Source organism: Nonomuraea sp. 3-1Str, assembly GCF_031570565.1.
Taxonomy (GTDB): Bacteria; Actinomycetota; Actinomycetes; order Streptosporangiales; family Streptosporangiaceae; genus Nonomuraea.
The window spans coordinates 174,744-187,649 of sequence record NZ_JALHBK010000003.1; the positions used below are offsets into that span (position 1 = coordinate 174,744).

Annotated in this window: 11 protein-coding genes; 4 read left to right on the plus strand and 7 right to left on the minus strand. The window is 72.4% G+C overall.

Translation table 11 applies throughout. The features are described from left to right. Positions 1-39: 39 nt before the first annotated feature. The 3 genes from mycP to MTP10_RS07500 all read right to left on the minus strand — a co-directional run bounded on the left by mycP (position 40) and on the right by MTP10_RS07500 (position 2,368). Positions 40-1,200: a type VII secretion-associated serine protease mycosin gene (gene mycP, locus MTP10_RS07490; RefSeq protein ID WP_310708290.1), complete on the minus strand. Its 1,161-nt coding sequence runs from the start codon at positions 1,198-1,200 to the stop codon at positions 40-42. 63 nt (positions 1,201-1,263) lie between these two features. Then, the gene (locus tag MTP10_RS07495) at positions 1,264-2,058 is read right to left on the minus strand and encodes a hypothetical protein (protein ID WP_310708291.1); all 795 of its coding nucleotides are present in this window, start codon (positions 2,056-2,058) and stop codon (positions 1,264-1,266) included. 1 nt (position 2,059) lies between these two features. Then, positions 2,060-2,368 carry a hypothetical protein gene (locus MTP10_RS07500; RefSeq protein WP_310708292.1) on the minus strand — a complete coding sequence of 103 codons (309 nt, stop codon included), beginning with the start codon at positions 2,366-2,368 and terminating at the stop codon, positions 2,060-2,062. A 141-nt stretch (positions 2,369-2,509) separates the two neighbouring features. Between MTP10_RS07500 and MTP10_RS07505 the strand changes: the two genes are divergently transcribed. Continuing rightward, positions 2,510-3,088: a YbaB/EbfC family nucleoid-associated protein gene (locus MTP10_RS07505; RefSeq protein ID WP_310708293.1), complete on the plus strand. Its 579-nt coding sequence runs from the start codon at positions 2,510-2,512 to the stop codon at positions 3,086-3,088. Here the strand turns inward: MTP10_RS07505 and MTP10_RS07510 are convergent. Together MTP10_RS07510 and MTP10_RS07515 are read right to left on the minus strand one after the other, a co-directional pair. Next, positions 2,986-5,169, minus strand: coding sequence for a protein kinase domain-containing protein (locus MTP10_RS07510; protein WP_310708294.1), 2,184 nt, complete (start codon positions 5,167-5,169; stop codon positions 2,986-2,988). The genes MTP10_RS07505 and MTP10_RS07510 overlap by 103 nt on opposite strands. Positions 5,170-5,522: 353 nt before the next feature. Next, complete coding sequence (locus MTP10_RS07515) at positions 5,523-5,795, minus strand: WXG100 family type VII secretion target (protein WP_310708295.1); 273 nt, start codon at positions 5,793-5,795, stop codon at positions 5,523-5,525. A gap of 195 nt (positions 5,796-5,990) precedes the next feature. On the opposite strand from MTP10_RS07515, the gene MTP10_RS07520 reads away from it, so the two are divergent. Further along, complete coding sequence (locus MTP10_RS07520; protein WP_310708296.1) at positions 5,991-7,739, plus strand: biotin carboxylase N-terminal domain-containing protein; 1,749 nt, start codon at positions 5,991-5,993, stop codon at positions 7,737-7,739. A 139-nt stretch (positions 7,740-7,878) separates the two neighbouring features. Next, a complete protein-coding gene (locus MTP10_RS07525) occupies positions 7,879-9,261 on the plus strand; it encodes a hypothetical protein (protein ID WP_310708297.1) in 1,383 nt (460 codons plus the stop codon). A 79-nt stretch (positions 9,262-9,340) separates the two neighbouring features. Here the strand turns inward: MTP10_RS07525 and MTP10_RS07530 are convergent, their stop codons facing one another. Then, the gene (locus MTP10_RS07530; protein WP_310708298.1) at positions 9,341-10,996 is read right to left on the minus strand and encodes a histidine kinase; all 1,656 of its coding nucleotides are present in this window, start codon (positions 10,994-10,996) and stop codon (positions 9,341-9,343) included. Positions 10,997-11,343: 347 nt separating this feature from the next. After that, complete coding sequence (locus MTP10_RS07535) at positions 11,344-11,940, minus strand: TetR/AcrR family transcriptional regulator (RefSeq protein WP_310708299.1); 597 nt, start codon at positions 11,938-11,940, stop codon at positions 11,344-11,346. A gap of 117 nt (positions 11,941-12,057) precedes the next feature. Here MTP10_RS07535 and MTP10_RS07540 point away from each other — a divergent pair, with 117 nt between their 5' ends. Next, positions 12,058-12,879 carry an SDR family NAD(P)-dependent oxidoreductase gene (locus tag MTP10_RS07540; protein WP_310708300.1) on the plus strand — a complete coding sequence of 274 codons (822 nt, stop codon included), beginning with the start codon at positions 12,058-12,060 and terminating at the stop codon, positions 12,877-12,879. Positions 12,880-12,906 lie beyond the last annotated feature (27 nt).

Consider the following 12,906-nt stretch of genomic DNA (forward strand, 5'->3'; position numbering starts at 1 on the left):
TCCTTCCCTCAGATCGTGATCATGGTGTCATGGCCGGCGCTAGCCCGCGCGCCATCCGCGTCTCCTGCCCCTGGGGCCGAACACCCGCCCCGCCACGGTGAGACCCGCCAGCACGAGGGCGCCGACGGCCACGGAGCTCGCCATCGTGATGGCCCGCTGGTCGACCGGTGGCGCCTTGGTCACCACGTCCGCCGGCAGCGGCGCGGGCTCGGGCGGAGCCAGCGCGATCTGCTCCGACACCAGCACCTGAGTGACCGCGAGCCATGGGTTGACCACCCCGGCCCCGGTGCCGTTGCCGAGAGCGCCGTCCGCCGTCCGCTCGATGCGCCAGCGCACCTGCTGCTGGGTCAGCCGCGGGTGCCGGGCGCGCACCAGGGCCGCGACCCCGGCCACGTACGGTGCGGCGAAGCTGGTGCCCTCCTGCTCCGTCCTGTAGAGGCCGCCCGTCCACGTGGTGACCAGGTTCTGGCCCGGGGCCAGCACCGAGACCTTGCCCTGGGCGTTGGAGAAGTCCGACCGCCTGCCGTCCTCGGTGACCGAACCGACCGACAGCACTCCCTCGTACGCCGCGGGGTAGATGCGCGGTGACTTCTCGCCCGGGTTGACGTTGCCCGCGGCCGCCACCACGACGATGTCCTGGGACAGCGCGTACTGCACCGCCGCCTTCAGGTCCGGCTGGTCGGACGTCTGCATGGAGATGTTGATCACGTCGACGCCCAGCTCGACGGCCTTGACGATGCCCTTGGCCAGGAGCCCCACGTCGCCGGTGGTGCTGTTGGCCTGCTTGATCGAGATGAGCCGGACGCCGGGTGCTATGCCGTAGAACGGGACGCCGGTCCTGGGCCGGGCCGCGATGATCCCGGCGACGGCCGTGCCGTGCCCGACGCAGTCACGGTGTCCCGTGCCGGTCAGGTCGATCTGCTTGCTGACGGCCAGTTGCCGGTGACGTATGTCCACGCCGCTGTCGATGACCGCGACCGTGACGCCCTCGCCCCTCGTCAGCCCCCACACCCTGGTGAAGTCCAGTCGCCGGAGGGCCCATGACTGGCTGATCTTGCCGGTTCCGGCCTCCGGTGTGCATCGCTCAGGGGCTGCGTCCTGTCGCACGACCGCTTTGGCCTGCGGGAGCGGCGCCGCCACCGCGGGGGCGGCGGCGCTGCCCAGGAGGAAGAGGGCAGCCAACCCCACTCGTACGATCATGGCATTTCAGAGTAGCTGCACCATTTGCCCGATGCCACCGAAGGTCGCACTCCAAGACTGCGACTACTTCCCGGGCGCCACCCAGTCGAAGTTCTGGTAACCAGGGGGCAGCTCGCCCGGCCTGGTCGGTTCCTGGTACGACGGGTAGAGCTTGGTGTCGATGGTGGCCTGCTTGAAGTTCACAGCCGCGCCGGCGCCGGGAAAGACGTAGCCGAACTGGTGGTCCTTCTTCATCATGGTGCCGAGGATGTCGCCCGCCGCCTGCATCCCCCCTCGCAGGAGAAGGGTGAACACGGCCACCGCCCCGTTGGTGGCCGTGGCGATGATCTTCTCGTACAGCATGCCGGCGGCCGCCGTGTGCGGCATCCGCTGGAGGAGTTTGGCGGTCAGCAGGGCGGTGACGCAGCCTCCAGCCGTGGCGGCCAGTTTGAGCCAGTAGCCCCGGTAGCCCGCCGCCACCTCGTCGATCATGCCGCCGATCTGCGTGAAGGCACTGCGGAGCGCCTCCATCTCCGTGTCGAACATCCACAGGACCCGCTCGTACTCCCCCCTGTCGGCGGCTATCCAGCTGTTCTTCTGCGCGCTGGCCAGCTGCGACAGCAGCTGCTTCACGCCGCCGTCCATGCGGGCGGCCATCCCGCTCTTCCAGTTGGCCGCCGCCTGCGCCATGCCGGGTTCGTTGGCGATGGCGGTGCTCGCGATGGCGACGCCGGGCAGCAGCCAGAGGGAGATCTTGCCGAGCGCCTTCAGCGCCTCCAGCACCCTGGGCCCGACCGGCTCGACCGGGGGCCGCGGGTACGGGCTGTACTCGCCCAGAATGGGCAGAGGACCGTAGGCGGAGCCGGCGAAGGGTCCCATGTCAGCGGGACTTCACGATGCTGTGGTCCTCGGCCGCCTGCCAGTTCCGCTCGCACACGGTCAGCGCCTCCACCCAGCTCTCGACCGCCTGCTCGGCCTGCAGCAGCACCTCGTCGGCCTGGCGGCACACGCCGCGGTAGGTGTCGCCCAACACCCACTCACCGCAGAGGCCGAAGCCGGCCCCGTCGACGTCGAGCGTTCCGGCCAGGCTCCGGAGGAACTCCACGTGCCCCTTCAGCTCTTTGTCGACCCGTCCACGGATGTAGGAGATCGCCTCTGAGGTGACGTGGATCTGCGTTCCGGGCGCCATGGGTGCTTGTACTGTCACATGTACGAATTCTTCCTGTTTCGCCGCCCGAGATCACCGCCTCGCGGCAAACTTAATGATCAGTTGGCGGATCGGTCAGCCGCCGGTCCCCGCTCGTTAACCGTAGGTCGATGGCGTGATGCCATGGACCACAACCAGCCTCCGTTCGGCGACCCCCGCTTCCAGGAACTCGACCGGCTCGTGCGGGAGAGCGAGCGCTCGATGCGCGAGCTCGAGCTGGCCATGCGCGATCTGCGCGGGCTGACGGGACAGGGGGAGAACCGGGCGGGGACGGTGTCCGCCCGGGTGGACGCCGACAGCCGGCCGGTCGAGGTGAGGATCAGCGCCCGGGCCATGCGGCTGGACCCGGAGGAGCTGGGCCGCGAGGTCGTGGCGGCCGTACGGGCCGCGCAGGAGGACCACGAGCGGCAGACCCAGGAGCGGCTGGCGGGCGTGGCCACCCCCGACGAGTCGCTGCTGAGCACGTTCAAGCGGGATCTGGAGGAGCTGCAGGACTCCTACTCCAGGGAATGGGACGAACGACTCGACGACATGCGCCGCGGGCGGCGCGGCCGGGGGCGATCCCCCGCCGCGCCGCCCGGCGTGCCCGGACGGGCGACTCAGCCGCAGTTGGCCCAGCCGGCGCTGGTGCTGCCGCCGCCGGCGCTGCCGGAGTACTTCACGCACTTGCCCTTGGCCGGGAGATACACCGGGCCGGCGTAGTAGTCGAAGTTGCCGCTGTCGCTCTTGCTGCCGCCGCCCTGCACCTCCAAGGTGGCGCTGACGGGGGTCTTCTTGCCGATGTCCGTGGTCTTGAGCGTGACCACACAGTTCTGCCCGCTGCTGTTGTTGTAGAGCTGGTACGTCGTACCGCCCGCGAACGAGCTGGACCGCTGGACGTAATACCCGGAGCCGCACACCGAGGTGGGGCTGTGGGGGTTCGTCCTCGGAGCCTCGGTGGTCTTGGTCGGCGTCGGCTTCGGAGCCTGGGTCGTCCTCGTCGGCGTCGGCTTCGGAGCCTGGGTCGTCTTCGTGGGCGTCGGCTTCGGAGCCTGGGTCGTCCTCGTCGGCGTCGGCTCGGGCTCCCTCGTCGGCTCCTTGGTGGGCTCCTTCGTCGGTTCCTTCGTCGGCTCCTTGCTCGGCTCGGGCTCCTTGGTGGGCTCCTTGCTCGGCTCCGGCTCCTTCGTCGGCTCCTTGGTGGGCTCCTTGGTGGGCTCCTTCGTCGGCTGGGGGTCCTTGCTGCGCTCGGGCTCCTTGGTCGGCGACTGCTCCTGAGTGGGCCTGGCGGACCGCGACCTGGTCTGCTCCGCGCTCGCCGTGGGCTGGCTGACCGTGGGCTGGCTGACCGTGGGCTGGCCCGTCGGCGGCGTGACCGGCTGCGTGACGACAGGCGCGGGCGTCGGCACCGAGCTCAGCTCCGGCGTGGGCGCGCCGTCCGACGGCCAGTCCGTCGTCAGCTCGATGGGCGCGATCCCCGTCGGATCGGCACTCGGCGTGTCGGCCCAGGGGACCGTCACCTCCGGCTGCGACTGCTGCGGCTCGGGCTGCCCCGGCTGCCCGGGCTGTCCCACCTCCTGCTGCGGCCCCAGCGCCTTGCCCAGGCCGCTCAGCACGTTCTTGTCGCCGGTCGGCGTGGCGGAGCCCGCGGCGACCGTCTGAAGGCGCACGTCCGCGTACTGGCTGGCCCCCCACAGGCCCACACCCGACACGAGCACGACGGCGGCGACCGCCGCGGCGAGCCCGACCGGGAACGGCCTGCGCCGGACGGTCGTCCTCTCCCCCTGCTGCGGGACGCGCCACACCTGCTGCTGGTCCTGCGGCGGCCCCCACGAGGGTCCGGCCTGCTGCTCGGGCGGCGGACCCCAGGCGCCCGGCTGCTGGACGGGCACGCCCTCCAGCGGCGGCTGATGCGCGGAGGGCGGACCCCACGCGCCGGGCTGCTGGACGGGCACCCCTTCGAGCGGCAGCTGCGCGGGCGGCAGGAGCTCGGTCCGCTCCTGCGGCGGCACCGGCGCGACCGGGGCGATGCCGCCCGCCTGCACGGCGGCGCCGTCCTCGCTCCCCTTGTCGCCGAGGAGCTGCAGCAGCGCGGTGTAGGTGGTCGGGCGCTGCGCCACTTCCTTGGACAGCGCCGTCAGCACCACCCGGCGCAGCGGCTCCGGCAGGCCGTCGAGGTCCGGCGCGCCGTTGAGCACCGCCTCCTCCTCGTGGCCGAAGGGAGGCCGGCCGGTGGCCGCGAAGGCGACGACGGCCGCCCAGGCGAACACGTCGGCGTACGGGCCGTACCCCAGGCCCCTGATCTGCTCGGGCGCGCGGTAATCGATGTCACCGGCGGCCTCGCCGAGGTCGACGTCGGTCACCGCCGGGCCGTCCGTGCCGAGGATCACGTTGTGCGGGGTGAGGCCGCGGTGCGTGATGCCGGCCAGGTGGACGGCGGTCAGGGCGGTGAGCACGCCCACCGCGATGCGCTCCAGGGCGTCGCCGGTGATCGGGCCGTCGGCCGCGACGGCCTCGGCGAGGCTGCGGCCCTCGATGTGCTCCCGGACGACGTACGGTCGGTCCTCGTGCAGGCCGGCGTCCAGCACCTTGGCCACGGACGCGGAGGAAATACGCCGGACGGCGGTGAACCGCTGCGCCTGTTCCGGTCCCGCCCCCGGCACGGGGGGCAGCAGCTTGATCACCCGCAGGGACGCGTCGTCGGCCTCCTGGCCGAGGAAGGTGGTACCTCGCGGGCTCCCGTCGAGCCGCCCGATGACGGCGTACTCGCCCAACCGCTCAGGGTCCCCCGGCCGCAGAGGGTGCATCTTACTTCCCTTCAGGTCAAAGCATGACGTGAGGCATATTTAGCCGAATTCTGTCACTTTTGTATCAGTAGTTTCGGTCCGGCGTCCGGCAATCGCCCGCCGACGCTCCCGTCGGCGAGAAGCCCTTCGCGAGGCCACGCGCGGGCGACCTTTCACGGACATCCAGGTGACGGGCCCGGCGGTGCCCGGGTCCGTCACCCTCCCGCGAGATCCAGTGCCCGGCGTTGATGAATTCGTGATCCAGCGGCATCGGGTTCGTTACCGCAGATTCACGGCGGCGCCCCATTCACGCATGCTTCCGTACACAACGAAAAGGCCCCGGCTCGCGCCGGGGCCTTCGCGAAGCTCTTCGTTCAGCGGGTCGCGGACTCGATGTTGCCGCGGTAGGTGTTGATGACCCGGGCGGCCTCCTGCAGCTCCTCGGTCATCCGCTGGAAGGCGGTCCGGTAGTTCTGCCAGGCTCCCTGGAAATGGATGGCACCCTGGCCGGTCCAGGCCGTGCCGACCTTCGCCGCCTCGCGGTCGAGAGCGGTCATCGTGGTGCGCACCGCCTCCGACTGCTGGGTGAACTGCGTCGCCATCGACTGCATTTCCGCGGGGTCGCCACCGAGCAGGTTCTGGCCCATGCATACCTCCTGGATCGTCGTGATAGCGCACTCACCATAGGCGCGCCGCGGGGGCCCATCGCCCCTGTTATGCCGAGCGGCTATGGTCGTCCAGAGGATCATTCGGTTTCCCCGTGCGGCTCGGGGCACCTGGGGGGGAGCCGGTGGCCGGCACCTAGACTCCGTTGAGTGCCCGTCGAGGAAGGACGAACGTCGGTGCAGAAGGTTCTCATCGCCAACCGCGGCGAGATCGCCGTGCGCGTGGCCCGCGCCTGCAAGGACGCCGGCATCGCCGGCGTGGCCGTCTACGCCGACCAGGACCTCGACTCCCTGCACGCCAGAACGGCCGACGAGGCGTACGCGCTGGGCGGCCGGTCCCCCGCCGAGACCTACCTCGACATCGGCAAGCTGCTGGACGTCGCGCGCCGCTCCGGCGCCGACGCCGTCCACCCCGGATACGGCTTCCTGTCCGAGAACGCCGACTTCGCGCAGGCCGTGATCGACGCGGGCCTGACCTGGATCGGCCCGCCGCCCGCCGCCATCGCCGCGCTCGGCGACAAGGTGCGGGCCAGGCACATCGCGCAGAAGGTCGGCGCCCCGCTGGTCGCCGGCACCAAGGACCCCGTCTCCGGCGCCGGCGAGGTCGTCGCGTTCGCCGAGGAGCACGGCCTGCCGATCGCCATCAAGGCCGCGTACGGCGGCGGCGGGCGCGGCATCAAGGTGGCCCGCCGCATCGAGGAGGTCGCCGAGCTGTACGAGTCGGCCGTGCGCGAGGCCGTGGCCGCCTTCGGCCGCGGCGAGTGCTTCGTCGAGCGCTACCTCGACCGGCCCCGCCACGTCGAGACCCAGTGCCTGGCCGACCGGCACGGCGGCGTGGTCGTCGTCAGCACCCGCGACTGCTCCCTCCAGCGCCGGCACCAGAAGCTCGTCGAGGAGGCGCCCGCGCCGTTCCTCAGCGACGAGCAGATGGAGATCCTCCGCTCCAGCTCCAAGGCCATCCTGCGGGAGGCCGGCTACGTCGGCGCGGGCACCTGCGAGTTCCTCGTCGGCCAGGACGGCACGATCTCCTTCCTGGAGGTCAACACCCGCCTCCAGGTGGAGCACCCGGTCACCGAGGAGGTGTCGGGCATCGACCTGGTGCGCGAGATGTTCCGCATCGCCGACGGCGAGCCGCTCGGCTACGACGACCCGGTGCTGCGCGGCCACTCGATCGAGTTCCGCATCAACGCCGAGGACGCCGGCCGCGGCTTCCTGCCCGCCCCCGGCACGCTGACCGTGCTGCGCGCCCCGTCCGGGCCGGGCGTCCGGCTCGACTCCGGCTACGAGGCCGGGATGACCGTGCCCGGCACGTTCGACTCGCTCATCGCCAAGCTGATCATCACGGGACGCACCCGGCGGGAGGCGCTGGAGCGCAGCCGCCGTGCCCTGGCCGAGTTCGAGATCGGCGGCATGCCGACCGTCCTGCCGTTCCACCGGGCGATCGTGTCCGACCCGGCCTTCACCGCCGAGCCGTTCTCCGTCCACACGCGGTGGATCGAGACCGAGTTCGACAACACGATCGCGCCGTACGACGGCGAGCAGGCCGCCGCCGAGCCCGCCGCCCGCGAGAGCGTGACGGTCGAGGTCGGCGGCAAGCGCCTGGAGGTCGTGCTCCCCGCCGGCCTCGGCGCGACCACCACCGCCTCCTCCCCGGCCGCCGGGCGGCGTCCCAAGCGCGGCGGCGGCGCGCAGAAGACGGCGGCGGGCGGCGACGCCCTGGTCAGCCCCATGCAGGGCACGATCGTCAAGGTCGTCGCGAGCGACGGTGACACGGTGGCCGAGGGCGACACCGTCGTGGTGCTGGAGGCCATGAAGATGGAGCAGCCGCTGGCCGCCCACAAGTCCGGCACGATCACCGGCCTCGGCGCCGCAGTCGGCCAGGCGGTCACCTCCGGCGCGACAATCTGCGAGATCAAGGACGCCTGACCTGCGGACCTCCGGGTAGAGGGTCCTGGGAAGGCGCCGTCACGCGGCGCGCCCGTCCGTACGAAACAAGTAACGTGCCCCAGTGAGGAACTTCGCCGATCGCCCGTTCGTCCTCAAGGGCGAAGGAGGCTTGCTGCCCATGACCCATTCGCTGCGCCGAACCGGGGCCGCGATCGCGGCTCTGTTCGCCGGTCTGCTCGTCGTTCTCGCACTCTCCCCCGCGGCAACCGCGGCGGCGGCGCCGCCTGACGCGCAGTCCGTCGTGTCCTACTGGAAGGACAAGAAGGACCCCCTCTACGTGGAGTCCGGCTCGCCGCTGACGTCGGACCAGCAGTCCGCCATCCGCGAGACGCTGAAGGACTCCAAGAGCGACGTCTATGTCGCCGCGCTGCCCGACGGCTCCGTGACCGACCCCAAGGGGTACGTCAGCGGGCTCGGCCAGGCCACCGTTCAGGCCAAGGGCGGCGGCCAGGTGACCGTGGTCGTGCTCGACGGCACCTCGATGTTCGCCATGTCCAACTTCGGCGGGTCCGGCGCCACCGACCGGCTGTCCAAGCTGGCCGTGCGCAACCACAAGGACGACATGGCCGCCGGCATCGACGACTTCGTCTCCCGGGTCAACCTGATGGCCGCGGGCAAGAGGTCCGCACTCGACTCCGGCCCGGTGGGCGGCGACGGCGGCGGCTCCGGCGTGCTCGTCGGCCTCGGCGCGATCGCGCTGGTCGGCGGCGGCGGCTACTTCCTCTACTCCAAGAACAAGAAGAAGAAGCAGGCCATCCAGGACGCCAAGGACCTGGCCGCGGTCAAGCAGACCGTCGAGGAGGACGTCACCAAGTTCGGCGAGGAGATCACCGGGCTCGACACGGACGTCACCCTGGCCGGTCAGGGCGGCGCCAACATCCAGGAGTGGCAGCAGGCGCTCGACGCCTACGAGAAGGCCAAGACGCAGCTCGCCGCGGTCCAGCGGGCCGACCAGGTGCGCGAGGTCACCCAGACGCTGGAGGACGGCCGCTACGCGCTGGCCGTGGTGAAGGCCAGGGTCAACAACCAGCCCGTGCCCGAGCGGCGCGCGCCCTGCTTCTTCAACCCGCAGCACGGCCCGTCGGTGCGCGACGTCCGCTGGGCCCCGGCCGGCGGCGCGGTGCGCGACGTGCCCGCCTGCGCGGCCGACGCCGAGGCCGTCGAGCGCGGCTTCGACCCGCAGATGCGCGAGGTCATGGTCAACGGCGAGCGCCGGCCCTACTACGACGCCGGCCCCGCCTACCAGCCGTACGCCTACGGCTACTACGGCGGCTTCGGCGACATCATGACCGGCATGTTCATCGGCACCATGATGGGCAGCATGTTCCACGGCGGCTTCGGCGGCTACGGCGCCGGCTACTCCGACGGCGGGGGCGACTTCGGCGGCGGTGGTGGCGACTTCGGCGGCGGCGGCGGAGACTTCGGCGGCGGCGGCGGCTTCGGTGACTTCGGCGGCGGCGACTTTGGAGGTGGCGACTTCGGCGGCGGCGGCGACTGGTAAGCCTTCACGTCTCACCGCATGATCGGGCGCGTCCCCTCCGGGGGGCGCGCCCGTCGCGTCTCCACCCTCGCTCCCGCCCTCACTCCCGCCGGCCGACCACGGCCTTGGAACGGAGCCGGTCGCCCGCGAAGCACAGCCGGTAGGCGTCGTCGTCGAAGGCCCGCACGGTGTAGTACACGCAGCTCTCACCGGCCGGGGGCGGCGGGGCGCCGTCGGGTGGGCCGTCCATGGTCACCGCGGGCAGATGTGCCTCCACCTCACCGCGCGTGGCGCCCACCGTCAGCCCGTCGTACGTGCCGCGCGGCAGGACGGACAACGACGAGCTGAGCAGCCAGACGGGGATCATCAGCAGCAGGATGCCGGCCAGCACCGCCAGCGGCACCATCACGGTCTGGGCCAGGCCGCGGCGCACCTCCCGCTCCGCCCGGGCCAGCTCGGTCGCGGACGTGCCGCGGACGGGCTCGGTGGCCGGGCGCGCCGCCGCGTTCGCCTCGGTGGGCAGCTCGGCCACGACCTCGAACCCTCCTCCCGATACGAGACCCGCGCGCAGCGCGCCGCCCGCCAGCCGTACCCGCTCGTCCAGGCCCACCAGCCCGGCACCGCCCGACACGGCGCGCGCCACGGGACCGGAGGCGTCGGCGGGCCCGTTGGCGACGGCCACCAGCAGCGTGCCGCCCTCGCGGGACACCCGGACGCGCACGGGCGCGCCGGGGGCGTGCTTGGCGGCGTTCGTCAGGCCCTCCTGGACGACGCGGTGCGCGGCCAGGGCGGTCATGGGGGGCAGGCCGGCGAGGTCGTCCAGGCGTTCCAGGTCGACGGCGAGGCCGGCGGCGCGGGCCCGTCGGACCAGCGCGAGCGGGCTCCCGGCGGCGGACCGCCCACCTCCGCTCCCGTCGTCCCCCTGCTCGTCGCCCCGCTCGCCGTCGTGCTCGTCGCCCCGCTCGTCGCCCCGTTCGCCGGCGTGCTCGCCGTCGTGCTCGCCGGCGTGAAGCTGATCGTCGCCCGGCCGGTCGTCGTCGGTGCGCAGGACTCCGACGATGTCGCGCAGGCGCTCGGTCGCCTCGGCGGCGGCCGCACGCAGCTCCGCCGCCACGGCCTGGTGCCGGGGGTCCAGCGCGGGGTCGAGCTGGAGCGCGGCGGCCCGCATGGCCATGAGGGTCAGGTCGTGCCCGAGCGAGTCGTGCATGTCGCCCGCGATGCGGGCCCGCTCGCGCATGCGGGCCTGCGCGGCGACGGCCCGCTGCTCGCGCTCCATGCGGTCGGCCAGCCGCCATCCGGCGCGGGCGAGGGCGGCGTACTGCCGGCGGTACCGGCCGAGCTGCCACGGCACCACCACGACAAGCAGCAGGATGATCAGCAGCGATGACCAGCCCCACAGCCGGTCCGGCGACAGGAACGCGCACAGCGGCAGCCCCGCGGCCCCGACGGCGGCGAAGAACCACAGCGCCGGCCGGGCCGCCACCCGGCCGCCGGCCAGGAAGGCGAGGACCGCGAGCGCCGGCCAGTACGGCGCGGCGAGCAGCTCCACGTCGAGCGCCAGCCCGAGCGCGACGGGCACGGCCAGCGCCACGAGCGGCCACCGCCGGCGAACGGTCACGGCGACGCCGAGCAGCGGCAGGCCGGCGGCCGAGACGAGCGCCTCGCGTCCCTCCAGGACGAGGGCACCCGCGAGGGCGGGGACGGCGAGCAGCAGCCACAGGACAACGCCCCGATGCCTTCCGAGCCGGCCCGTCACGCGGCTGACCTGCCGGGACACCAGGCGCCTGACGAGCCGCACCGCCAGGGCGGGCCGCCACGGCCGAGGAGGTTCCGTCCGAGGGAGCCCCGGCTCGGGTTGCCGCGGCTGGGGGAGCACATCACGCACATCAGGCATGCTTGCAGCCCGCCGCCGCCCGCCCGCCATCCGCCCCTCCCCTGGTCATCCCGCTCCCCAGGGACTGTAGAAGGCCGGCCGGCCCGGTGTGACCCTCCCTTCGGCACCCCTTGGCCCTGACCAAAGTCAGGTGCCCGCGCCCCGCGGAAGGACCGGAGTCGCGACCAGAAGGTCGTGCAGGTGGGTCGGTGGCTGCATGGCCGCTCAGGCTACTCGGGGCGGAAGGCGCGAAGGGTGGTCTCCACGAGCGCGTCGGCGTACTCCGGGGTGAGCGGCCCGGAGCGGAGCAGCCAGCGCTGGTAGAGAGGGGCGTACAGCACTTCCAGCACCAGGTCGAGGTCGGCGTCCGCGGCCAGCTGGCCCGCTCGCCGGCCGCTGCGGAGCCGTTCCTTCTTGGCCTCGTCGACGGGGCCGGCCAACTTCTCGCCATACATGGCGGCCAGGGTGGGATCGCCGATGATCTCCATGTTGAGCGCCCTGACGGGTGCTTCGAACGCCGGGTCCGCGAACTCGGCGACGGTCGCCCGCATGACCATCTTGAGGTCGGCCTCGAGGTCGCCCGTGTCGGGCAGCCGCACGCCCTCCCCGCCCTCGCTGAGCGCCAGGAACGAGTCGAAGATCACCGCCCCCTTGGACGGCCACCAGCGGTAGATGGTCTGCTTGCCGACTCCCGCCCGGGCGGCGATGGCCTCGATCGTCACCTTGGCGTAACCGAGCTCGGAGACCAGATCGCGCGCGGCGTCGAGGACGGCCCGCCGGGATCGCTCGTTGCGGCGGGCGGGGTTGGGTGTTCTGGGGTTGGCCACGCCCCAAGCATACCATCGCACGAGACGATACGTTCCGTCTTGACATCGGAGCGTCGCGCCTGCAGACTCTGCTTTCGCGAGGCGAACCGTCTCGTCTCATGAATGCGAGGAGACCACGTGACAACCCCCCGCGTATGGTTCATCACCGGCGCTTCCAGAGGCCTGGGCCGGGCCTTCGCCGAGGCGGCGCTCGCCGCCGGGGACCGCGTCGTGGCCGCCGCGCGCGACCTCGGCCCGCTCGGCGACCTCGCCGCCGCGCACCCCGACAGCCTCGTACGGCTGACGCTGGACGTCTCCGACCGCGCGGCCGTGCGCGACGTGGTGAGCCGGGCGGCGCAGGCGTTCGGACGGCTGGACATCGTGGTCAACAACGCCGGCACGATGCTGTTCGGCATGGTGGAGGAGGCCACCGAGGAGCAGATCCGCGCCCAGTTCGAGGTCAACTTCTTCGGCGCGGTCTGGGTGGCCCAGGCCGTCGTGCCGTACCTGCGGGCGCAAGGATCCGGCCACATCCTGCAGGTCACCTCGATGGGGACCGGCGGCGGGTTCGCGTCCGTCGGTTTCTACGCGGCGAGCAAGAGCGCGCTCGACTCGGTGAGCCAGGCGCTGGCCATGGAGGTGGCGCCGTTCGGGATCAAAGTGACGATCGTGCAGCCGGGCGGGTACGGCACGGACCTGTTCACGCGGGGCACCACGACGACAGAGCCGCTCCCGGAGTACGAGCCGCTGCGCGCCAGGCTGGCCGAGATGTGGGGCGAGGACGCCGGTCCCGACCCGAGCACCGCGGCGCCGGTGGTCATGGAGCTGGCCGGCCTGGCGGAGCCGCCGCTGCGGCTGATCGTCGGCGGCGCCTCCTACGACATGGTCCAGCGGATGGACCAGGCCCGCACGGAGGAGTACCGGGCCTGGGAGCACCTCAGCCGGCAGGCCCCGGGCTGAGGCGGGCGTCAGTCCACGCGTCCGGAA

Excerpts from the sequence above, each read along its gene's own strand:
- MTP10_RS07505 (WP_310708293.1), top strand. The coding sequence starts at position 2,510 with ATGGACCACAACCAGCCTCCGTTCGGCGACCCCCGCTTCCAGGAACTC.
- MTP10_RS07515 (WP_310708295.1), bottom strand. The coding sequence starts at position 5,795 with ATGGGCCAGAACCTGCTCGGTGGCGACCCCGCGGAAATGCAGTCGATG.
- mycP (WP_310708290.1), bottom strand. The coding sequence starts at position 1,200 with ATGATCGTACGAGTGGGGTTGGCTGCCCTCTTCCTCCTGGGCAGCGCC.
- MTP10_RS07495 (WP_310708291.1), bottom strand. The coding sequence starts at position 2,058 with ATGGGACCCTTCGCCGGCTCCGCCTACGGTCCTCTGCCCATTCTGGGC.
- MTP10_RS07525 (WP_310708297.1), top strand. The coding sequence starts at position 7,879 with ATGACCCATTCGCTGCGCCGAACCGGGGCCGCGATCGCGGCTCTGTTC.
- MTP10_RS07500 (WP_310708292.1), bottom strand. The coding sequence starts at position 2,368 with ATGGCGCCCGGAACGCAGATCCACGTCACCTCAGAGGCGATCTCCTAC.
- MTP10_RS07510 (WP_310708294.1), bottom strand. The coding sequence starts at position 5,169 with ATGCACCCTCTGCGGCCGGGGGACCCTGAGCGGTTGGGCGAGTACGCC.